General features: G+C 58.8%; 22 protein-coding genes. 18 read left to right on the top strand and 4 right to left on the bottom strand.

Going from position 1 to position 20,462, the window contains the following annotated elements:
• Nucleotides 1–113: 113 nt before the first annotated feature.
• From RRB22_10805 to suhB, 4 genes are all read right to left on the bottom strand, one after another.
• Nucleotides 114–1,199, bottom strand: coding sequence for a PilT/PilU family type 4a pilus ATPase (locus RRB22_10805; GenBank protein MDT8384897.1), 1,086 nt, complete (start codon nt 1,197–1,199; stop codon nt 114–116).
• A 126-nt stretch (nt 1,200–1,325) separates the two neighbouring features.
• Nucleotides 1,326–2,033 carry an FHA domain-containing protein gene (locus RRB22_10800; GenBank protein MDT8384896.1) on the bottom strand — a complete coding sequence of 236 codons (708 nt, stop codon included), beginning with the start codon at nt 2,031–2,033 and terminating at the stop codon, nt 1,326–1,328.
• Nucleotides 2,034–2,109: 76 nt separating this feature from the next.
• The gene (locus RRB22_10795; protein MDT8384895.1) at nt 2,110–2,358 is read right to left on the bottom strand and encodes a hypothetical protein; all 249 of its coding nucleotides are present in this window, start codon (nt 2,356–2,358) and stop codon (nt 2,110–2,112) included.
• Between the two features lie 124 nt (nt 2,359–2,482).
• Nucleotides 2,483–3,292, bottom strand: coding sequence for an inositol-1-monophosphatase (suhB, locus tag RRB22_10790; protein ID MDT8384894.1), 810 nt, complete (start codon nt 3,290–3,292; stop codon nt 2,483–2,485).
• A 229-nt stretch (nt 3,293–3,521) separates the two neighbouring features.
• Between suhB and trmJ the strand changes: the two genes are divergently transcribed.
• The 18 genes from trmJ (at nt 3,522) to RRB22_10700 (ending at nt 20,461) form a co-directional block, all read left to right on the top strand.
• Complete coding sequence (gene trmJ / locus RRB22_10785) at nt 3,522–4,295, top strand: tRNA (cytosine(32)/uridine(32)-2'-O)-methyltransferase TrmJ (GenBank protein ID MDT8384893.1); 774 nt, start codon at nt 3,522–3,524, stop codon at nt 4,293–4,295.
• Between the two features lie 62 nt (nt 4,296–4,357).
• Nucleotides 4,358–5,242, top strand: coding sequence for a serine O-acetyltransferase (gene cysE, locus RRB22_10780; protein MDT8384892.1), 885 nt, complete (start codon nt 4,358–4,360; stop codon nt 5,240–5,242).
• 301 nt (nt 5,243–5,543) lie between these two features.
• Nucleotides 5,544–6,068 (top strand): Fe-S cluster assembly transcriptional regulator IscR, encoded by a 525-nt coding sequence (gene iscR / locus RRB22_10775; GenBank protein MDT8384891.1) that lies wholly within the window; start codon nt 5,544–5,546, stop codon nt 6,066–6,068.
• A gap of 91 nt (nt 6,069–6,159) precedes the next feature.
• On the top strand, nt 6,160–7,323 hold the full coding sequence (locus tag RRB22_10770; protein ID MDT8384890.1) for a cysteine desulfurase family protein: 1,164 nt from the start codon (nt 6,160–6,162) through the stop codon (nt 7,321–7,323).
• A gap of 76 nt (nt 7,324–7,399) precedes the next feature.
• Nucleotides 7,400–8,626 carry an IscS subfamily cysteine desulfurase gene (locus tag RRB22_10765; GenBank protein MDT8384889.1) on the top strand — a complete coding sequence of 409 codons (1,227 nt, stop codon included), beginning with the start codon at nt 7,400–7,402 and terminating at the stop codon, nt 8,624–8,626.
• A 68-nt stretch (nt 8,627–8,694) separates the two neighbouring features.
• The gene (gene iscU / locus RRB22_10760) at nt 8,695–9,105 is read left to right on the top strand and encodes a Fe-S cluster assembly scaffold IscU (GenBank protein ID MDT8384888.1); all 411 of its coding nucleotides are present in this window, start codon (nt 8,695–8,697) and stop codon (nt 9,103–9,105) included.
• A gap of 67 nt (nt 9,106–9,172) precedes the next feature.
• Nucleotides 9,173–9,496 carry an iron-sulfur cluster assembly protein IscA gene (gene iscA / locus RRB22_10755; GenBank protein MDT8384887.1) on the top strand — a complete coding sequence of 108 codons (324 nt, stop codon included), beginning with the start codon at nt 9,173–9,175 and terminating at the stop codon, nt 9,494–9,496.
• Nucleotides 9,497–9,549: 53 nt separating this feature from the next.
• Entirely contained in the window at nt 9,550–10,095 is a 546-nt protein-coding gene (gene hscB, locus RRB22_10750; GenBank protein MDT8384886.1) for a Fe-S protein assembly co-chaperone HscB, read from the top strand.
• 276 nt (nt 10,096–10,371) lie between these two features.
• Nucleotides 10,372–12,243, top strand: coding sequence for a Fe-S protein assembly chaperone HscA (gene hscA / locus RRB22_10745; protein MDT8384885.1), 1,872 nt, complete (start codon nt 10,372–10,374; stop codon nt 12,241–12,243).
• A gap of 311 nt (nt 12,244–12,554) precedes the next feature.
• Nucleotides 12,555–12,893, top strand: a complete 339-nt coding sequence (gene fdx / locus RRB22_10740) for an ISC system 2Fe-2S type ferredoxin (protein MDT8384884.1) — start codon at nt 12,555–12,557, stop codon at nt 12,891–12,893.
• Between the two features lie 18 nt (nt 12,894–12,911).
• Nucleotides 12,912–13,106, top strand: coding sequence for a Fe-S cluster assembly protein IscX (gene iscX / locus RRB22_10735; GenBank protein MDT8384883.1), 195 nt, complete (start codon nt 12,912–12,914; stop codon nt 13,104–13,106).
• 360 nt (nt 13,107–13,466) lie between these two features.
• Nucleotides 13,467–13,898, top strand: coding sequence for a nucleoside-diphosphate kinase (gene ndk / locus RRB22_10730; protein ID MDT8384882.1), 432 nt, complete (start codon nt 13,467–13,469; stop codon nt 13,896–13,898).
• A gap of 33 nt (nt 13,899–13,931) precedes the next feature.
• Nucleotides 13,932–15,029: a 23S rRNA (adenine(2503)-C(2))-methyltransferase RlmN gene (rlmN, locus tag RRB22_10725; protein ID MDT8384881.1), complete on the top strand. Its 1,098-nt coding sequence runs from the start codon at nt 13,932–13,934 to the stop codon at nt 15,027–15,029.
• A 7-nt stretch (nt 15,030–15,036) separates the two neighbouring features.
• Complete coding sequence (pilW, locus tag RRB22_10720; GenBank protein MDT8384880.1) at nt 15,037–15,843, top strand: type IV pilus biogenesis/stability protein PilW; 807 nt, start codon at nt 15,037–15,039, stop codon at nt 15,841–15,843.
• Nucleotides 15,840–16,940: a DUF4115 domain-containing protein gene (locus RRB22_10715; protein ID MDT8384879.1), complete on the top strand. Its 1,101-nt coding sequence runs from the start codon at nt 15,840–15,842 to the stop codon at nt 16,938–16,940. Before pilW ends, RRB22_10715 begins: the two co-directional genes overlap by 4 nt.
• A gap of 73 nt (nt 16,941–17,013) precedes the next feature.
• Complete coding sequence (gene ispG, locus RRB22_10710) at nt 17,014–18,147, top strand: flavodoxin-dependent (E)-4-hydroxy-3-methylbut-2-enyl-diphosphate synthase (GenBank protein MDT8384878.1); 1,134 nt, start codon at nt 17,014–17,016, stop codon at nt 18,145–18,147.
• Nucleotides 18,148–18,207: 60 nt separating this feature from the next.
• Nucleotides 18,208–19,482, top strand: coding sequence for a histidine--tRNA ligase (hisS, locus tag RRB22_10705; protein MDT8384877.1), 1,275 nt, complete (start codon nt 18,208–18,210; stop codon nt 19,480–19,482).
• 310 nt (nt 19,483–19,792) lie between these two features.
• A complete protein-coding gene (locus tag RRB22_10700; protein MDT8384876.1) occupies nt 19,793–20,461 on the top strand; it encodes a tetratricopeptide repeat protein in 669 nt (222 codons plus the stop codon).
• Nucleotide 20,462: the final 1 nt, after the last annotated feature.

Below are 20,462 nucleotides of genomic sequence, written 5' to 3'. Positions count from 1 at the left end.
CGCTTGGAATGATATGGGAAGAGCGAATGCTCTTGAGAAGTTACGGATTCAGGTTGAAGTAAGCCTGAATCCGCGGTTTAGCCACGGATTCAGGGTAAGGTAACTGAATATCGTTAGGCCATGGAGGTCTGTGGTGAAATGCCGGACAGGCGCATTTGCAGGCGCATGTTACTGCGCGACTCGGCATAGGCCAGGGCGGTTTCTTCGGTAATTTTGCCATCGGCATACAGCAGGTAGAGTGATTGATCCATGGTGCACATGCCGGAGTTGGTGTCTTTTTCCATCACGCTCGACAGTTCGGTAAAGTCGCCGCGGCGAATCAGATCGCGCACCCGGGAGGTGGCGATCAGCATCTCCACGGCCACCGTGCGGCCGCCACCCCTGGCGGGCACCAGCACCTGGGAGATGACCGCCTTGATATTCTGCGACAGGGAGTAACGCAGCAGCTCGCGCTTTTCCTGCGGGAACATGTGCACGATGCGCTCGAAGACCTGGCTGGCGCTATTGGCGTGCAGGGTGGCGAGGCACAGGTGGCCGGTGTCGGAAAATTCCAGCACGTCTTCCATGATTTCGTGCTCGCGAATCTCGCCGATCATCAGCATGTCGGGTGACTGGCGCAGGGCGTTGACCAGGGCCTTGTGATAGGAGTGGGTGTCGACGCCGATCTCGCGCTGGTTGATCACCGACTGCTTGGGTTCCATCACGTACTCAATGGGGTCTTCCACGGTGATGATGTGGCTCATGGTGTTGATGTTGCGATGGTTGATCATCGCCGCCAGGGTGGTGGACTTGCCGGCGCCGGAGGGGCCGACCACCAGGATCAGGCCGCGTTTCAGCAGAGTCATGTTTTTCAGCAGCTCGGGGATGCCGAGGGTCTCAAAACCGGGCACCTGTAGTGGCACCAGCCGGATGACCATGCTGATCTCGCCACGCTGGCGAAACACGTTGAAGCGGAAACGGCCGATGCCGGGTACGGTGTAGCCCAGGCTGATCTCGGGGTCGTCGGCGAAGGCCCTGGCATGTTCCGGGCGCATGACCAGCTGGGCCATCTTTTCGGTGGCCCCTGCCGGCAGGGGTTCCATGTCATTGGCCTGCAGTGCGCCGTCAATACGAAAGGCGGGTGCGGAGCCGGTGCAGAGAAAGAGATCCGAGGCGTCCTTGGCCACCATGATTTTTAACAGTTTTGATAATAATTCCATGATTCCTTCCCCGCTGCTGGTCGCCGATGGTGTCTGCCAGGTAACGGCAGTTTTTGTTTTACTGGCGCGATGAAAGGGAGTGTACCAAAGATTAATGGCAGGGGGATGGCGGGGCCGATTTGCGGCCTAGGGGAAAAACAACATCAGCAGGGTGAAGGTGGCGATGGTGGCCAATACCGCCAGGACAATGATCTTGAGCGAGGGCAACAGGCTGGTGTCGCTCTTGCGCAACGGGCGCATGTTGGCGGCCGGGGTGGGGCGATTTTCGCGGTCCAGTAGATTGATGCCGTCTTCGATGTCAGGCAGTTCATTGGTGGTTATCGCCGGTTCACTACTGTTTTTGTGTACCTTCAAGGCGGGTTTGGGGGGTACCGACATCGGTTGTGGGGGCAGATTCTGGGTAGCGTCGCCGTCGATCCTGGGGGCGGCATTGGCTGGGCTGAAGGTGGGCTCGGCGAACTTCTTTTGCCGCGCCTTTCGGGTCAGCTCCTCAAGCTGGGAGACACCCATCATCATCGTGGCGTTGGCGTGCTGCATGGCGGCGGAGGTGTCGGCCTGGAATAACAGCTGATACTGGCCGATGCCGAGCAGATCACCGTTGTGCAGGGTGTGGGTCCTGATCTTCCTGCCGTTGACGAAGGTGCCGTTGGTGCTGCCGAGGTCTTCTATATAGGAGGAGTTAAACACCGTGACGATTTTGGCGTGATGGCTGCTGACCGTCGGATCATCGATGTGCAGGGCATTGTCCTGATGCCGGCCAATGCTCAGCGTGCCCTGCGCGAGTTCACGTTCGTCGATCTTGAAGGCGTCTCGGTTGATGGTGATCCTTGCCATGGCGGTGTTGTGTGTCGTGTGCTTATCGAATGTGGCGGATTGGCGGGACGGATAGCGCGCGATGCTGACGGCGGGCTCAGGCCCGCCGCTTTACTGGATAGTGGATGGTCGATTCTGCTGTGCGTGGCCGGCGCTCGAGCAGGGTCAATGGCGGTGCGGCCGGCGGCGCGGAGGCGCTGTGCCCAGGTTCAGCCGGTAACACCTCGAACGGAGGACGCACCGAGCGCGAGGCCATCATCAGGGTGAACTCTCTCAGGCCATCGAGGTTGTCGCGCAGGCTGATCTCCAGCGAGCGATTGAGGGTTTTCAGAATGCCATTTGCCATGTGGTTGCCGTGCCCCGTCCCTACCGTGGGTTTCGGTTAGGGAGTTTATAGTGTGGAAACTATGAGACACAACGGCCCTGACGGGGGAAAACTTGAGCCGGTGAGGGCTCTCAGGCAATGGCCTTTACTTGGCGAGCTCGGGGGTCAGGTGGGGGCGGATCGCCTGCAGGATGGCCTTGAATACCTTGGGATTGCCCGCCACCAGGTTGCCGGTGTCGAGATAGTTATTGCCACCACCGAAGTCGCTGACCAATCCGCCGGCCTCCTGCACCAGTAGTACGCCAGCGGCCATGTCCCAGGGGTTGAGACCGATTTCCCAGAAACCGTCCAGGCGACCCGCGGCCACATAGGCCAGGTCCAGCGCGGCGGAACCGGGGCGACGGATGCCTGCGGTCATGGGGAACAGGGCCCGGAAGGTGCCCAGGTAGGCGTCCAGATGCTGCTGTTGCTTGAAGGGAAAGCCGGTGCCGAGCAGGGCGCCATCCAGACCCTTGCGGGAGGTCACCCGCAGGCGGCGGTCGTTGAGCTGTGCACCGTCACCGCGGGAGGCGCTGAACAGCTCCTGGCGCATGGGGTCGTAAACGACGGCGTGTTCCATACGGCCCTTGTAGCGTATGCCGATCGACACCGCAAACTGCGGAAACCCGTGCAGGAAGTTGGTGGTGCCGTCCAGCGGGTCGATGATCCACTGATAGTGCACCCCCTCTTTTTTACCCGGCAGCTCGCCGGTCTCTTCGCCGAGGATGGAGTGGTCGGGATAGGCCTCGCGGATCACGCCGATGATGGCCTCTTCCGCCTGGCGATCGACCTGGGTGACAAAGTCATTGCTGGTCTTTTCGGTGATTTCGAGTCGATCGACCTGTTCCACGGCGCTGGCGATGAGATTTCCGGCGCGGCGGGCGGCGCGAACAGCAATATTGACGATGGGTTGCATGGTGTATTTGGTTCCAGTAATGGCCGGTCGATGGACTGGGTTTAGGTTAAACGTAAGTTGAGCCTAAACGGGCGCGCGACTTTAGCAGAATTACCCCGAAATTGCGACTCACAGCCCCGTCTGTGCCGCTGGGCGGTTTCTATGCCGGTCCACCGTTTCGAGGTTGCCGCGCAGGATTTTGCCAAGTAAGGTGTGCGCGATGTTAGAGACGGCAAAAATCGATACCCGCATACAGCAACAGGTGCGCATCGTACTGGTGGATACCAGTCATGCGGGCAATATCGGCGGCGCCGCGCGGGCGATGAAAAACATGGGCCTGCGTCGACTGTATCTGGTTACGCCCCAACAGTTTCCGCACGCCGACGCCACCGCCCGGGCCTCCGGTGCCGATGATGTGCTGGCGCAGGCTACGGTGTGCGCGGACCTGGACGAGGCACTGGCAGGGTGCACCCTGGTGGTGGGGGCGAGCGCCCGGCTGCGGAACCTGAGTGTGCCGTTGCTGGACCCTCGCCAGTGCGCTGAGCAGATCGTGGCCGAGCTGGGTTCGGTTGAGGGCCAGCAGGTGGCCATCCTGTTTGGTCGTGAGCACTCGGGGCTGACCAATGACGAGCTGGGTCGCTGCCATTATCTGGTGCACATTCCCAGCGATCCCCAGTACAGTTCCCTCAACCTGGCGGCGGCCGTACAGGTGGTGAGTTATGAGTTGCGCATGGCGGGCATGGCCCCGCCCGCAGCGGGGCCGACGTCTGCCCACACCGAGTCGCTCACGGCTGTCCCGCTGGACGGGGATGAGCCGCTGGCGCCTGCCGAGGACATGGCGCGCTTTTATCAGCACCTGGAGCAGACCCTGGTGGAGGTCGGATTTCTCGACCCGCAAAATCCGCGTATCATGATGCGCAGGCTGAGGCGTTTATTTAATCGTGCGCGCCCCAATATCGTTGAGATGAATATTTTACGGGGCATTTTGACGGCGGCGCAGAACAACCGGCGCGCCCCAAAATAGACGCTACGCGATTTCGCAGCCGGTTTGGTGGCGGGCAATAACGGACAATAAATAGAGACACTATGTTCAACCGTATCCGAGAAGATATCCGCTGCGTATTTGACCGCGACCCCGCGGCCCGCACCAGCTTTGAGGTGATCACCACCTATCCGGGTGTGCACGCGTTATTGCTGCACCGCTTTGCGCATGTCTTGTGGAATCTGGATCTGCGCTGGCTGGCGCGAGTGGTCTCGACCCTGAGCCGCTGGTTGACGGGCATCGAGATCCATCCCGGCGCCAGGATTGGCCGGCGGTTTTTTATCGATCACGGCATGGGGGTGGTGATCGGCGAGACGGCGGAGATCGGTGACGACTGCACCCTGTATCACGGCGTCACCCTCGGCGGCACAAGCTGGAAGAAGGGCAAACGACATCCCACCCTGAAAAATAATGTGGTGGTGGGTGCCGGCGCCAAGGTGCTCGGCCCCATTGTGCTGGAGGAGGGTGCGCGCATTGGTTCCAATGCGGTGGTGGTGAAGGGGGTATCGGCCGGCGCCACCGTGGTGGGTGTGCCGGGTCGCGTCGTGCGGGCCAGCAAGCCGGACTCCCTCGCTGAGCAACAGCGCGCCGCCACGGCCGAAAAACTGGGTTTCGATGCCTACGGCGCCACCAGCGATGCCCCGGATCCGGTGGCCAACGCCATCAATAGCCTGCTGGATCACGTGCATGTGATGGATGCCAAAATGGCCTCCATGTGCGAATCCATCAAACGGCTGGACGCGGAATTCAACGATGTGAAGCTCCCCGATCTCGGAAATTGCGGCATCACCCCGAGCGACCAGCCCAATGACATGCCCATAGACAAGGGCGATGACGGTGGCGGTGGCGGTGGCGGTGACGGTGACGGTAGCGGTGACGGTAGCGAGAGTACCAAGAACTCAACCCCGGATAAGCCGCAGGGCCAGTAATTACGGGCGCCTTCCGCCACCCACCTTGCTCAGTAACGTCCCCCTGAATGTTCCGCAAAACTTTCTGCAAACTATTTCTTGACTAAAGTTGTCGGATATAGATAATAGCAGATCAATTTAGTCGGGAATTCGGCTGTTATTGTTCACGGGCAGTCTGCTAGGGGTGCGATGCTTACCGGTTTCAATCCGTTTGTGATCTCGGTAATTGTTCGCCAAATTCCCATGGTTTTAGTAAGCTTAACGTTGCTGTCGGTCGGGATATTCATTGGCCTCAGCACTCTGTTACCACTGAGGTGAAATTATGAGACTGACAACAAAAGGTCGATACGCTGTAACTGCCATGCTGGATCTGGCCCTGAATGCTCAGGAAAAGCCCATTACTCTGGCGGATATCTCCCAGCGGCAGGGTATATCCCTTTCCTATCTGGAACAGTTGTTTTCGCGTCTGCGCAAGCAGGGGCTGGTGTCGAGCGCGCGCGGTCCGGGTGGTGGATATCGCCTGAGTCGCACGGCCGATGATATCAATGTCGCGCAGGTCATTGAGGCCGTCGACGAGAAGGTGTCGGTGACCCGCTGTGGCGGAAAGGGCGATTGCCAGAATGGCGAGGCCTGCTTGACGCACAAACTATGGTGTTCGCTGAGTGAGCAGATTCATGGCTTCCTGGATGGCATCTCCCTGGGCAGTCTGGTGGATGAAGAACACGTAAAGCTGGTCTCCGAGCGCCAGAAGAAGGACGTGCTTGGGAGACAGCAGGAAGGCCAGCAGGCCGCAGGCGATACATCGGCCGAGTCGGCCGAGCAGTTACAGACTGCAACCGGCATGTAGTTGGTCGGGCAGGCAGTCCGCTGGGCGCATCGCTCGTGGACTGATGAGACTGTCCCCCTGTCGCGACCGCTGGGCTTAAAGAGGCGCAAGTATGTCCATCTACCTCGATTACAATGCCACGACTCCTCTCGACGAGCGGGTGCTGGAGGTCATGCTGCCCTATCTACGGGAGCAGTTTGGCAATCCATCCAGTGGCTATCGGTTAGGGCGAACAGCGCGGGCCGCGATGGATACGGCGCGGGAACAGGTAGCCACTCTGGTCAATGCGCACCCCTCGCAGGTGGTATTTACCAGCGGGGGCACCGAGGCCAATAATTTGGCCATCAAGGGCCTTGCCGGTCGGGTAGCGCCGGGGCACCTGGCCATCAGCGCCGTTGAGCATGACTCGGTACGCGCAGCAGCCGGGCTGTTGCAACAACAGGGTTGGTCGCTGGAGACGGTCGGGGTTGATGCGCAGGGACGGCTGGACCTGGAATCGATGCGCGCAGCCATCGCGGGGATGCCCCCGGGTGCCGCCAGACTGGTGGCAGTGATGCTCGCCAACAATGAAACCGGCGTGATCCATGATGTCGCGAGCGTTTCTGGGCAGGCCCGCGAGTCCGGTGCCGCGGTGCTGGTGGATGCGGTGCAGGCCATCGGCAAAATACCGGTGGATATAGCCGCGCTCGGTGCGTCGTTGATGAGCCTGTCGGCGCACAAGATTTATGGCCCCAAGGGCGCGGGCGCCCTGATCGTCGATAAGGCGATGGATATGCAGCCGATGCTACATGGTGGCGGGCATGAAAAGGGTCGGCGCGCCGGCACCGAAAATGTCGCGGCCATTGTCGGTTTCGGCAAGGCGGCGGAGCTGGCCCTGGCGGCCCTGGAGACACGGACCTCACAGATGCGGCGCTTGCGTGAGCACCTGGAACAACGCCTGCTGGCAGAGATGCCCGCGCTGTGTGTTTTTGGTCAGCAGGCGCAGCGCTTGCCGAACACCAGCTTTTTTGCCCTGCCGGGCGTGGATGGCGAAACGCTGTTGATGAGTCTCGATCAGGCGGGTCTGGCGGTCTCCAGCGGCTCTGCCTGCAGTACCGGCGAGGTTGAGCCCAGCCATGTGTTGATGGCCATGGGGGTCGATCCGGCACTGGCGCGGGGGGCGATCCGCGTCAGCATGGGCAAGGATACACGGCGCGATGAGGTCGATCAGTTTGTTGATGGCTTTAAACAACAGCTGCAGACCCTGCAGCGTTTCGCCAGCGTTGCATGTGCCTGACGCGAACCAGATCTCTGACGTGAACGATGAACCGCAATTGAATTTCTTACTCTTGATACAGAAAAGGTAATCGGTAATGACAAGTAGTTATAAGCGACCTATCTACATGGACTACGCGGCGACCACTCCCGTGGATCCCCGTGTCGCAGCAAAGATGATGCAGTTTTTGGCGCCGGATGGTGAATACGGTAATCCTGCGTCACGTTCACATGCCTATGGCTGGACGGCCGAGGCGGCGGTGGAAGAGGCGCGTAAGAATGTCGCGGCCCTGGTCAACGCCAATCCCAAGGAGATCATCTGGACCTCGGGGGCGACGGAATCCGACAATCTTGCCATCAAGGGCGCTGCGCATTTCTACAAGCAAAAGGGCAAGCACATCATCACCTGCAAGACCGAGCACAAGGCGGTGCTGGATACCTGTCGCCAGCTCGAGCGCGAGGGTTTTGAGGTCACCTATCTTGATCCCGAACCGACGGGGCTGATTGATCTGGCCAAACTGGAAGCCGCCATGCGTGATGACACCATCCTGGTGTCCATTATGCACGTGAACAATGAGCTGGGCGTGATTCAGGACATCGCCGCCATCGGCGAGATGACCCGCGCCAGAGGCATTGTTTTTCATGTTGATGGTGCGCAAAGTGCCGGCAAGGTGGATATCGATCTGGACACACTGAAGGTCGATTTGATGTCATTTTCCGCGCACAAGATATACGGCCCCAAGGGCATGGGTGCGCTCTATGTGCGACGCAAACCGCGCATCCGCCTGGAGGCGCAAACCCACGGCGGTGGGCATGAGCGAGGTATGCGTTCGGGTACCCTGGCGACCCACCAGATTGTGGGCATGGGCGAAGCCTTTCGCATCGCAAAGGAAGAGATGGCGAAGGATAACGCCCGCATCAGGGTCCTGCGTGACCGCCTGCTGGATGGGGTGAGGGATCTGGAAGAGGTGTATATCAACGGAGATCTTGCCCACAGTGTGCCGAATATTATAAACATCAGTTTCAACTATGTAGAAGGTGAATCGCTGATTATGTCGCTCAAGGATCTGGCGGTCTCTTCCGGTTCGGCCTGTACCTCGGCGAGCCTCGAACCCTCCTACGTATTGCGGGCGTTGGGGCGTAACGATGAGCTGGCGCATAGCTCGATCCGTTTTAGTATCGGGCGTTTTACCACCGAGGCGGATATCGATTACGCCGTGACGCATATCCGTGAGGCGATCGAAAAACTGCGCGCACTCTCACCGCTGTGGGACATGTATAAAGAAGGTATTGACCTGTCCCAGGTGAAATGGGCAGCGCATTAATTAATTGGAAAAGTGCGATTGGACCAATCGTGCATCAACAGTGAATCCAACTGTAAGGAAGGTGTGAAATGGCATATAGCGAAAAAGTTCTGGATCATTACGAGAATCCCCGTAACGTCGGTACCATGGAGAAGGACGATCCGTCCGTGGGTACGGGAATGGTGGGCGCGCCTGCCTGTGGTGACGTAATGCGTTTGCAGATCAAGGTGAACGAGGCGGGCGTGATCGAAGATGCACGGTTCAAGACCTACGGCTGCGGTTCGGCGATTGCCTCCAGCTCGCTGTTGACCGAATGGGTCAAGGGTAAAACCCTGGAAGAGGCCGGACGCATCAAGAATACCGAACTGGCTGAAGAGCTGGCCCTGCCGCCGGTGAAAATCCATTGCTCTGTGCTGGCTGAAGATGCCATCAAGGCGGCGATTGAGGATTTCCGCGGTAAGCATGCGAGTCAGAAAAGCGACTCTGATGCAGCAGCCTGAGTTTGGTTGAACTTTTGGTTAAGTGAAGGACAGACTCCTGGTTAGACAAACGTAGGTAAGACGTATTATGTCGATTACATTAACAGAAGCAGCAGCAGCGCGAATAAAGTCATTTTTGGACAACCGTGGGTCAGGCGTTGGTTTGCGCCTTGGCGTCAAGACCAGCGGTTGTTCCGGCATGGCCTATATTATCGAATTTGCCGACGCCATTGATGAATCAGACAAGGTCTTTACTGACAAGGGCGTCAGTGTTCTGGTGGATCCGAAAAGCCTGATTTACCTTGACGGTACCGAGCTTGATTACACCAAGGAAGGTCTGAACGAAGGGTTTAAATTTAACAACCCGAACGTAAAAGACAGCTGTGGCTGCGGCGAAAGTTTTACCGTTTAGTTTTACTGTTTACTTTTCGGTTACTTTACGGTTTAAAAAAGCAACGTTTTCCCATGCAGGCAGCAGACCTTTCCCGTGACTTCTTTGCGCTGTTCGATTTGCCCGTTTCCTTTGATGTTGATCTGAACACCCTGGCGGAACGCTATCGTAAGGCGCAGCGCGAAGTGCATCCTGACAAGTTTGCCAACGCCTCCGAGGCCGAGCGGCGCTTGTCGATGCAGTTGGCGGCACGGATCAACGAGGCCCACCGGGTGTTGAAAGACCCGCTGGCGCGCGGACGTTATCTGCTGGAGTTGCGTGGCATTGCACTCGACGATATGGATACCGCCTTTGATGGCGCCTTCCTGATGCAGCAGATGGAGCTGCGTGAGCGTTTGGCCGAGGTCAATGCCAGCGCCGATCCACACCAGCAATTGCAGGTGATTGCCCGGGAGATCAGTGCCCACAGTCAGGCGTTGATTGCTGAAATGGCCGCACTGTTGCAAACAGAGGACAGGGACGATTGGCAACAGGCAAGAGAGGCGACACGCAAGTTACAGTTTTTCCGGCGACTCAGGGAAGAGGCCGATGCGCTGGATGATGAGCTGAATGAATTTTGATGATTTGACGGTTAATGATTTGAAGGTTGCCGCTTGTTTTTGGCGGCTTCATCGCAACTATTAAGAATGTACCTGTTTCAACGCACACAAAAAAAGACACTAGGAGCCTGTCGGACTATGGGAATCGTAGCGAGCATGTTGGGAAATCGAGTCCATTTTTTCGATCATTTGAGGAGAATAGTGGGCCTATTTAACGAAAATGATCGGAAAAATGGGCCGATTTCCCATCAGCGCAGTAGATTCTTCCATAGTCCGACAGGCTCCTAGATTCCCGAAATGGCATTGTTACAAATAAGTGAACCCGGAAAAACCGCCGCGCCGCATCAGCGCAAGCTGGCTGTGGGCATCGATCTGGGCACCACCAATTCCCTGGTGGCGACCGTGCGCAGCGGCAAGGTAGAGACGCTGCCGGATTCGGAGGGCATGCACCTGTTGCCCTCGGTGGTGCGATATCAGAAGGGTGGTTCGCCGCAGGTGGGGTTGCTTGCCAAGCAGGCCGCGGTGATGGATCCGCGCAATACCATCAGTTCGGTGAAGCGCTATGTCGGGCGCGGCATGGCCGATATCTGCAAGGGCTGTTCGTATAGCGAATATGAATTTGTCGACGGTGATACTTCAATGCCACGGATCCGTACGGTGGCCGGTGATGTGAGCCCGGTGGAGGTGTCTGCCGAGATTCTCAAAACCCTCAAGCTACGCGCCGAGCAGACTCTGGGTGATACCCTGACCGGGGTGGTGATCACCGTGCCGGCCTATTTTGATGATGCCCAACGCCAATCCACCAAGGATGCCGCCCAGTTGGCGGGGCTGCATGTATTGCGTCTGTTGAACGAGCCGACGGCGGCCGCCGTGGCCTATGGTCTGGACAACGGCTCCGAGGGTGTGCATGTGGTGTACGACCTGGGTGGCGGCACCTTCGATATTTCGATTTTGCGCCTGAATCGCGGCGTGTTCGAGGTGATGTCCACCGCCGGCAATACAGCGCTGGGGGGTGACGATTTCGATCGCGCCATTGCGCAGTGGATCATGCAGCAGGCCGGACTGTCCCCGTCGGCCCTGTCGGCCGGGCAGATGCGCGCCATTCTGACCGAGGCCTGCCGGGCCAAGGAGGCCCTGTCGGATGCGCCGCGGGTGACGGTGTCGCTGTCGGGTTCCGGGCTGCAGGCATGGCAGGGCGACTTGACCCGGGAGCAGTTGTATACACTGATTGATCCCCTGATCCGCCAGACCCTGTCGGCCTGCCGGCGCGCCCTGCGTGATGCCGGCATTGAGACCCAGGACATCGAGGATGTGGTGATGGTCGGCGGTTCCACGCGCTCGCCACGGGTGCGCGAACTGGTCGGTGAGTTTTTCCAGCGCGAGCCCATGGTGGATATCGACCCGGACAAGGTGGTCGCTGCCGGGGCCGCGATTCAGGCGGATATCCTGGTCGGCAACAAGCCCGACGATGAGATGCTGCTGCTGGACGTGATCCCGCTTTCCCTGGGGCTGGAAACCATGGGCGGGCTGGTGGAAAAGGTCATTGCCCGCAATACCACCATTCCCGCGGCCAAGGCCCAGGACTTTACCACCTACAAGGATGGCCAGACGGCGCTGGCGGTGCACGTGGTGCAGGGCGAGCGCGAGATGGTGAGCGACTGTCGCTCCCTGGCGCGGTTTGATCTGCGCGGCATCCCGCCCATGGCCGCCGGGGCGGCGCGCATCCGGGTGACCTTTCAGGTGGATGCCGATGGCCTGCTGTCGGTGACCGCACACGAGATGGTGTCGGGCGTGGAGAGCACGGTACAGGTGAAGCCGTCGTTTGGCCTGACGGACACCGAGATCGAAACCATGCTGCGTGACTCCATGGAACACGCCGAAGAGGATGTGCTGGTGCGCAGCCTGCGCGAGCAGCAGGTCGAGGCCGATCGCATTCTGGCGTCGGTGGAATCGGCGATGGCCGTTGATGGCGATCTGCTGGAGTCTGCGGAACGCCAGCAGATCGAGGCCGCCGTGGCTGCGTTACATCAGCGACGCGACGGCAATGATCCGCAGCAGATCAAACAGGCCATTCAGGCGCTGAATCAGGCGAGCACCGGTTTTGCCGCCCGGCGCATGGATGCCGGCATTCAGTCCGCCATGACGGGCCACAAGGTCGATGAGTTCTAGGAGCCTGTCGGATTATGGGAATCGTAGCGAGCATGGTGGGAAATCGAGTCCATTTTTTCGATCATTTGAGGAGAATAGTGGGCCTATTTAACGACCAATCCGCCGGGAGCGGATTGGGACCGCGCAAGCGACCCCGAAGGGGTGAAATACAGGACGTATTTCATCAAAATGATCGGAAAAATGGGCCGATTTCCCATCAGCGCAGTAGATTCTTCCATAGTCCGACAGGCTCCTAGGCGCGACCTTGTGGGCCGTTGAAAAGGCGGCCCCTTTCTCATCATCCGTTACAGCACACTATTGACGAGCACATCATGCCCCAAATTATCTTTTTACCCCATGAAGAAATCTGTCCTGAGGGCGCCGTGATCGAGGCCGATACCGGTATGACGATCTGCGACGCCGCCCTGGCCAATGGCATTGCCATCGAGCACGCCTGCGAGAAATCCTGCGCCTGCACCACCTGCCACGTGATCATCCGTGAAGGCTTTGAGTCGTTGGAGGCCTCCAGCGAAGAGGAGGATGACCTGCTGGACAAGGCCTGGGGACTGGAGCCGGACTCGCGGCTGAGCTGTCAGGCACAGGTCGGGAGTGCGGATCTGGTGGTGGAAATCCCCAAATACACCATCAATATGGTGTCTGAAAACCACTAGGGAGGACGGTGCATGGGCCTGAAATGGACGGAATCGCTGGAGATCGCCATTGCGCTGGATGAGGCGCACCCGGACGTGGATCCACAACGGGTCAACTTTGTCGATCTGCGCAACTGGATCATGGCCCTGGAGGACTTTGACGACGACCCGGCGCGCTGTGGCGAACGCATCCTCGAGGCGGCACAGCTGGCCTGGATCGAAGAGCGGCAATAGCCCCCAGCTGTCCAGTCCCTTGTGGACTCCCATCACTTGGCCAGACCGCCCCACCCATGGCCTGCTCTGGTGGACGGCCTGATACATGGCGCCGGCGATGCGGCGTCGATCCCGATTGTAAGCCGTTAATAACCCGACAGATTTTTGTCCGATAGGCCCGCCATTCCCTCGGGGTTTTTGAACGCTTGTTCGTCCTCCCTTTTTTCGCGCCACAGCACTCCTTCCGGCAAAATGCGGGCTAGGGGCTGGCCCCGATTCTCTTGTATAATAAGCGGTTTACGTAATCTCGAAGTCGTCACCGGTGGCCTGGCCCCGGCGGCGGCTCCGTCCCCTTTAGAACAGACTGGAGTATTGATACGCATGGCTATTGAAAGAACATTCTCTATCGTGAAACCTGACGCGGTTGCCAAAAACCACATCGGTGAAATCTATGCGCGATTTGAGAAGGCGGGTTTGAAGATCGTCGCCGCCAAAATGTTGCATCTCACCCGCGAACAGGCCGAAGGCTTTTATGCCGTGCACAAAGAGCGCCCCTTCTTCAAGGATCTGGTGGATTTCATGATCTCCGGTCCGGTGATGGTACAGGTGCTGGAGGGCGAAGGCGCCATCCTCAAGAATCGTGAAGTGATGGGTGCGACCAACCCGAAAGAGGCCGCGGCCGGCACGATTCGCGCCGACTTCGCCGATTCCATCGATGAAAATGCCGTGCACGGATCCGATGCCGCGGAGACCGCCGCACAGGAAATCGCCTATTTTTTCACTGCTGACGAGCTCTGTGCTCGTACACGTTGAGCAACAGGCGCGAGCGAGTAACGGCTTATTGTGATGTCGACCAAGGTCAACCTGCTGAATTTTTCCCGGCCTGACATGGAGGCCTTTTTCCTCGAGCTGGGGGAGAAGGCTTTTCGTGCCAAGCAGGTGATTCAGTGGCTGCACCAATACGGTGTTGATAACTTCGATGCGATGACCAACCTGAGTAAAGCTCTGCGTACCCGGCTCGAAGAGGTCGCGGAGATCCGCACGCCGGAGGTGTTGATCGATCAGGCCTCTGCCGATGGCACGCACAAATGGTTGTTAAAACTGGATAACGGCAACTCCGTTGAGACCGTGTTTATCCCCGAAAAAAATCGCGGCACCCTGTGCATTTCATCGCAGGTGGGGTGTGCGCTGGAATGTTCATTTTGTTCAACCGGGCAGCAGGGGTTTAACCGCAACCTCAGCGTGGCGGAAATTATTGGCCAGGTGTGGGTCGCCAATAAGGCCCTGGGCTGGGACCCGGTTGCCAATGGCAAGGCTGAGCGTATTATTTCCAACGTGGTGTTTATGGGCATGGGGGAGCCGTTATTGAATTTTGACAGCACCGTCAAAACCATTGATCTGTTGATGGATGATTTCGCCTATGGCCTGTCGAAACGTCGGGTGACCGTGAGCACCTCTGGTGTGGTGCCGGCACTGGCACGCCTGAAAGAGGTCAGCGATGTGGCCCTGGCCTTGTCCTTGCACGCACCCACCGATGCACTGCGCGATGTGCTGGTGCCACTGAATAAGAAATACCCGATACGCGAAGTGCTGGATGCCTGCAAACAGTACATCAGTGGCGATACCCGACGTAAGGTGACGATTGAATATGTCATGCTGGATGGCGTCAATGACAGCATTGCTGATGCCAGGGAACTGGTGAAGGTGCTGAAGGATGTGCCCTCCAAGGTTAATCTGATTCCGTTTAATCCCTTCCCCAACACGCAATACCGGCGCTCAAGCGATGAGGCGATTGTCAGATTCCGGGATGTGTTGATCAAGGGCGGTTTGATCACCCTGACGCGGCGCACCCGTGGCAATGATATTGACGCGGCCTGTGGGCAGCTGGTCGGTCAGGTGGAAGACAAAACGAAACGTAATCAACACAAGGTGGCGCTAGGCTGATATGCAGATGAATGTCTTACGAATGCTATTGTTAGTTATGTTGGGCGCGACATTGTTCGCCTGCGCGACGGTAAAAGAGCAGCAGCGCGAAGACAGTAAAAATCTCGAAATTGCCGATACCAATGTGCGTCTTGGCCTGGGCTATCTGCAGCAGGGGCGCGCGGAAGCGGCACTGGAAAAACTACAGAAGGCCCTGGCGGCATTGCCTGATCATGCCGAGGCGCACAGCGTCATTGCCCTGATATATACCGAGCTGGAAGATACGGAAAAGGCCGAGATGCATTATCGACGGGCGCTGGAAATTTCTCCCAAGGACGGATCGATGCACAACAACTACGCCGTTTTTCTGTGTCAGACGGGAAGACCCGCCGAGGCGGAGCCCTATTTTCTGAAGGCGATCCAGAGCCGCAATTATCGTACGCCGGCACAGGCGCTGGAAAACCTTGGCCTGTGCGCCCTGCAAATCCCTGATCCGGACAAGGCGGAAACCTATTTGCGCAAGGCCTTGCAGATCGATCCTCGCCTGCCCTCGGCCCTGTTGAAAATGGCACGCCTCAGCGTGGAAAAGGACAATCCCCTGTCAGGCCGGGCCTATCTGGCCCGTTACCAGGCGGTCTCGCCCCTGAACGCGGAAGGCCTATGGCTGGGGATTCAGGTGGAAAAGGCCCTGGGTGATGAGGCGCGGGTGCGTGACTACGAGAATCGGTTGCGCCGCCACTTTCCGGATTCGCAGGAACTGCGTCTATTGTTAGAGGCGCAGCAGGCCGAGCAACAGCCAGGCCAGACCCGGCAAGGGACAGAGGCCGGAAAATGAATCAGGATCGGGGGGAGCCGTCTCTGCTGGACGCCGCCGAGCCTGAAAACGCCGCTGCGCTGGCGCCCGGCGAGCAATTGAAGGCGGCGCGTCTGGCGCAGGGCCTGTCCGTGGCGGATGTGTCACGCCGCCTGAAGCTGCCGCCATCCACCATTGAGTCGCTGGAGCGGAGTGAGGTTGCCGGCATCGCCATTCCGGTGTTTGTGACCGGTTATCTGCGGGCCTATGCGCGGTTGCTGGAGCTGTCGGCCGACGACGTGCTGGAGCAGTTTTCGGCCTTGAGCGCGATGTCGTCGCCGGCGGATGCGGCTGAAGGGGGGGCGTTTGCAGGCCCCGAATCAAACCCGGAGGGCATGATCGCGACGGCCCTGCCGTCATCAACCGGCACCATTTTTCGGCCGGGCAGGGTAGAGCTGATGTCGGTGTTGCTGGGCGTGTTGTTGATCGTCTTGCTGGTAGTTGCCGCGCTGTATGTTGCACAGACGGCGGACGAGCGGGCGAACGAGGTAGTTGATGAGGTAGCGAACGAGGCAGTGGATGAAACGGTCAACGAGACCGTTGACAATGCGCTCGAGCAGCGGTCGGGCGATAGCCAGACGGAATCGGAGACAGGCAAGGAATCGGCGACAGAATTTGCGCCACCCCCTGGAGGGGTTGAGCCCCTCTCCGCCGCCGATCGGGAATCCAGGCCGGTCACCGTGCCCTTATCCCAGGCGTCGACGATGGACATGGCGACGCCCGGTGGTGTCGCCGGCGCCGAGGCTGATCCTGCTACCGAGGCGGGGCCTGCCGGCCAGGGTGCGGAAATGGATGCCGTGGCGGAAGTCTTTCAGCAGGCAGAACTGGCGATCGTTTTTAGGGACGACTCCTGGGTGGAGGTCACCGATGCAAGGGGAGCGCGACTGATCTATCGCCTTGCCAAGGCCGGCATGTCGCATACGGTAACGGGTGCTGCGCCGTTTGAGGTACAGCTGGGATATGTGCCCGGCGTTGAAATTTTTTATAACGGTGTGCCGTATGATTTGTCGCGCTATGCCGGGCGCCGCTCGGCGCGGTTTCGTGTCGGTGGCGCGGATGAAGGCAACACTAATGGTTAGGCAATGGTTAGGCGACTGTGATTTAGAAAACCTATTTTAAAAGACTATCTTAAAACCGTGATGAAAAGCCGTGATTGAAAAACCAGAATACCAGCAGATAAAGCGCCGTAAATCCCGCCAGATCATGGTCGGCAAGGTGCCCGTGGGTGGTGATGCACCGGTGACGGTGCAGAGCATGACCAATACCGAAACCACCGACGTGGCGGCAACCGTGGCGCAGATCCGTGCGCTGGAGTCAGCGGGCGTGGATATTGTGCGCGTCTCGGTGCCGAGCATGGAGGCCGCCGAGGCCTTCGGTGAAATCAAGCGTCAGGTGAATGTGCCGCTGATCAGCGATATCCATTTTGATTACAGGATCGCCTTGCGGGTGGCCGAGCTGGGCGTGGATTGCCTGCGCATCAATCCCGGCAATATCGGTCGCGAGGATCGCGTGCAGGCCGTGGTATCGGCGGCCCGTGACAATGGCATTCCTATCCGTATCGGGGTGAATGCCGGCTCACTGGAAAAAGACCTGCAGAAAAAATACCGTGAGCCCACGCCCGAGGCCCTGGTGGAATCGGCGATGCGCCATATCGACATGCTGGATCGTCTGGATTTCCAGAATTACAAGGTGAGCCTGAAGGCCTCGGATGTGTTCATGACCGTCGCCGCCTATCGCCTGCTGGCGGGCCAGATTGAACAGCCCCTGCACCTCGGCATCACCGAGGCCGGTGGACTGCGCGCGGGCTCGGTGAAATCGGCGATTGGCCTGGGCATGCTGCTGGCGGACGGTATCGGCGACACGATCCGTGTGTCCCTGGCGGCGGATCCGGTGCAGGAAGTGAAGGTGGGTTTTGATATTCTCAAAAGCCTGCATGTGCGCAGCAAAGGCATCAACCTGATCGCCTGTCCTTCCTGTTCGCGGCAGCAGTTTGATGTGGTATCGACCGTCAATGCGCTGGAAGAGCGCCTGGAGGATATTCTGGAGCCGATGACCGTGGCGGTGATCGGCTGCGTGGTGAACGGGCCGGGTGAGGCGCGTGAGGCCGATATCGGTCTCGCCGGTGGTGAACCGAATCTGTTGTATGTCGGCGGCAAACCCGATCACAAGGTATCCAACGAAGACATGCTGGATGAGCTGGAAAAGATGGTGCGGGCGGAAGTGGCCCGTCGCCTGAAAAATGCCGATAGCCTCAGCGCGATCGCTATCCAGCAGGTCGATGCGTAGCAATACGCTGGCACTGCGGACAAGTCGGCGAATAGAACAATAAAAACTGGAAACAAGATTGTGGCACAAGCACTAATACAGGCAATCCGGGGGATGAATGACATCACCCCGGACGACACCCCTTACTGGCAACAGCTTGAATCGACGATACGCACGGTTCTCGCCAGTTATGGTTATCAGGAAATCCGTTTTCCCATCGTGGAAAAGACCGAGCTGTTCAAACGCTCCATTGGTGAAGTCACCGATATTGTTGAAAAGGAGATGTACACCTTCGAGGATCGCAACGGCGACAGTCTGACTATGCGCCCGGAAGGCACGGCGCCATGCGTGCGCGCCAGCATCCAGAATGGCCTGTTACATAACCAGCTTCAGCGCCTGTGGTACATGGGACCGATGTTCCGCCATGAGCGCCCGCAGAAAGGCCGTTATCGCCAGTTTCATCAGGTGGGAGTGGAAACCTTTGGCATGGCTGGCCCGGATGTGGACGCGGAATTGATCTTTATGACGGCCCGCTTCTGGCAACAGCTCGGGCTCGATGGGCTGGAGCTGCAGATCAACTCGCTGGGGACCAAACAGTCGCGTGCCGCGTATCGTCAGCAGCTGGTGGCCTATCTCAATCAACACCTTGATGTGCTGGATGAGGACAGCCTGCGTCGCCTCGACAGCAACCCGTTGCGTATTCTGGATTCAAAAAATCCGGCCCTGACCGGGCTGATCGAGTCGGCGCCCAAGCTCATGCAGCATCTGGACGATGAGTCGCGTGAACATTTCGCGCGCCTGTGCGGTCTACTGGACGGCGCGGGGATCGCCTATCGCATCAATCCCTGTCTGGTGCGCGGTCTGGATTACTACTCGCGCACGGTGTTTGAATGGGTGACGGACCAGCTGGGCGCGCAGGGCACGGTCTGTGCCGGCGGCCGGTTCGATGGCCTGGTGGAACAGCTGGGCGGCAAGCCCGTTCCGGCGGCCGGTTTCGCCATGGGGCTCGAGCGCCTGCTTGAGCTGGTGCGTGACAATTTAAGCCCCGCCAACCTGCCGCAGGTGTATCTGGTGTTGTGCGGGGAAAAGGCGCAGGCCAGGGGATTGATCCTGGCCGAACAGCTGCGCGATGCGCTGCCCGAGTTGCGACTGATGACCCACTGTGGCGGCGGCAGCATCAAGAGCCAGTTCAAAAAGGCGGACAAGAGCGGCGCGCAGATTGCCCTGGTGATGGGGGATGATGAGGTCGAGCAGGGCACGGTGGGCGTGAAAACGCTGCGCGGTGACCGTGGTCAGGAGCAGGAGATGCTCCAGCAGAGCGCTGTGCCGGCATGGCTGAAAGATATCATCGCCTGAGGTTTGTCTGCCCGGGCAAAGAGAACACCGCCAGTAAAAACAGCAATAACGGTAAATAGTTAAAAATATCAGTGTAGTGTCTTATATAAAATGTGTATTTAGAAAGCCACTCAAGGCGCAAGTGCAAGGCGCAGACCGCAGGGAATGTCGGCTACCTTTCCAAGGTCTGCAACGCAGCAATTGCGCCTTGAGTGGCTTCCTGTAGGGCGAGACAGGATCTTTGGGGTACACCTAAACTCTGTCTCGTCTAAATATGCGTTTTATATGAGACACTACACTAGGCACACAGCAACATTAACGGAGAGCAGCCGTGGACGTATATACAACGGAAGAACAACAGGTCGAGGCCATTAAAAAATGGTGGCACGACAATAAATGGTCAGTCATCGGTGGGGTGGTGATCGGGATTAGCGCCTTATGGGGCGGCCGGGCCTGGCTGGATAACCAGCAGGCCTATGCCGAGGCCGCATCGGCGAACTATCAGATGATGCTGGAGCAGATGTCGCGCGGCAGCATCGAGGATGCCTCCACGCAGGGCGCGCTATTGCTGGGACAGTTTGCGGATACGCCCTATTCATCGTTGGCGGCCCTGGCCATGGCCACCATCAAGCTGAACGCGGGTGATGCCGCCGCGGCCAGTTCACATCTGCGTTGGGCGCTGGACAACAGCGAGGAGCCGGCGGTGAAGCAGGAGGCACGCCTGCGGCTGGCAAAATTGTTACTGGCCGAGGCAAAGTTTGACGAGGCCCTGGCTCTGCTGGCAGGCGCAGACACCGGCGTGTACACGGCCGCCTATGAAGAACTGCGCGGCGACATCCACCTTGCCGCCGGTCAGCCTGAGGCGGCGCGCACGGCGTATACGCGGGCGCTGGTCGCACTGACCCCCGCCGAACGTGGCCGTGAACTGCTGCAGATGAAGCTGGATGATCTGGGTGCCGCCGCTGATCCCGCGCAGGCAGCTGCCGGAGATGTCTCCTGAC

This window comes from Gammaproteobacteria bacterium (genome assembly GCA_032250735.1).
In the GTDB taxonomy this organism is placed as follows: Bacteria; Pseudomonadota; Gammaproteobacteria; order SZUA-152; family SZUA-152; genus SZUA-152.
The sequence above is the reverse complement of the archived record's forward strand: the minus strand, read 5'-3'. Positions and strand labels throughout refer to the sequence as shown.

What these genes read in the sequence shown, in the direction of transcription:
- RRB22_10805 (MDT8384897.1), bottom strand. Translation starts at nt 1,199, where the DNA reads ATGGAATTATTATCAAAACTGTTAAAAATCATGGTGGCCAAGGACGCC.
- RRB22_10800 (MDT8384896.1), bottom strand. Translation starts at nt 2,033, where the DNA reads ATGGCAAGGATCACCATCAACCGAGACGCCTTCAAGATCGACGAACGT.
- RRB22_10795 (MDT8384895.1), bottom strand. Translation starts at nt 2,358, where the DNA reads ATGGCAAATGGCATTCTGAAAACCCTCAATCGCTCGCTGGAGATCAGC.
- suhB (MDT8384894.1), bottom strand. Translation starts at nt 3,292, where the DNA reads ATGCAACCCATCGTCAATATTGCTGTTCGCGCCGCCCGCCGCGCCGGA.
- cysE (MDT8384892.1), top strand. Translation starts at nt 4,358, where the DNA reads ATGTTCAACCGTATCCGAGAAGATATCCGCTGCGTATTTGACCGCGAC.
- iscR (MDT8384891.1), top strand. Translation starts at nt 5,544, where the DNA reads ATGAGACTGACAACAAAAGGTCGATACGCTGTAACTGCCATGCTGGAT.
- RRB22_10770 (MDT8384890.1), top strand. Translation starts at nt 6,160, where the DNA reads ATGTCCATCTACCTCGATTACAATGCCACGACTCCTCTCGACGAGCGG.
- RRB22_10765 (MDT8384889.1), top strand. Translation starts at nt 7,400, where the DNA reads ATGACAAGTAGTTATAAGCGACCTATCTACATGGACTACGCGGCGACC.
- iscU (MDT8384888.1), top strand. Translation starts at nt 8,695, where the DNA reads ATGGCATATAGCGAAAAAGTTCTGGATCATTACGAGAATCCCCGTAAC.
- iscA (MDT8384887.1), top strand. Translation starts at nt 9,173, where the DNA reads ATGTCGATTACATTAACAGAAGCAGCAGCAGCGCGAATAAAGTCATTT.
- hscB (MDT8384886.1), top strand. Translation starts at nt 9,550, where the DNA reads ATGCAGGCAGCAGACCTTTCCCGTGACTTCTTTGCGCTGTTCGATTTG.
- hscA (MDT8384885.1), top strand. Translation starts at nt 10,372, where the DNA reads ATGGCATTGTTACAAATAAGTGAACCCGGAAAAACCGCCGCGCCGCAT.
- fdx (MDT8384884.1), top strand. Translation starts at nt 12,555, where the DNA reads ATGCCCCAAATTATCTTTTTACCCCATGAAGAAATCTGTCCTGAGGGC.
- ndk (MDT8384882.1), top strand. Translation starts at nt 13,467, where the DNA reads ATGGCTATTGAAAGAACATTCTCTATCGTGAAACCTGACGCGGTTGCC.
- rlmN (MDT8384881.1), top strand. Translation starts at nt 13,932, where the DNA reads ATGTCGACCAAGGTCAACCTGCTGAATTTTTCCCGGCCTGACATGGAG.
- pilW (MDT8384880.1), top strand. Translation starts at nt 15,037, where the DNA reads ATGAATGTCTTACGAATGCTATTGTTAGTTATGTTGGGCGCGACATTG.
- RRB22_10715 (MDT8384879.1), top strand. Translation starts at nt 15,840, where the DNA reads ATGAATCAGGATCGGGGGGAGCCGTCTCTGCTGGACGCCGCCGAGCCT.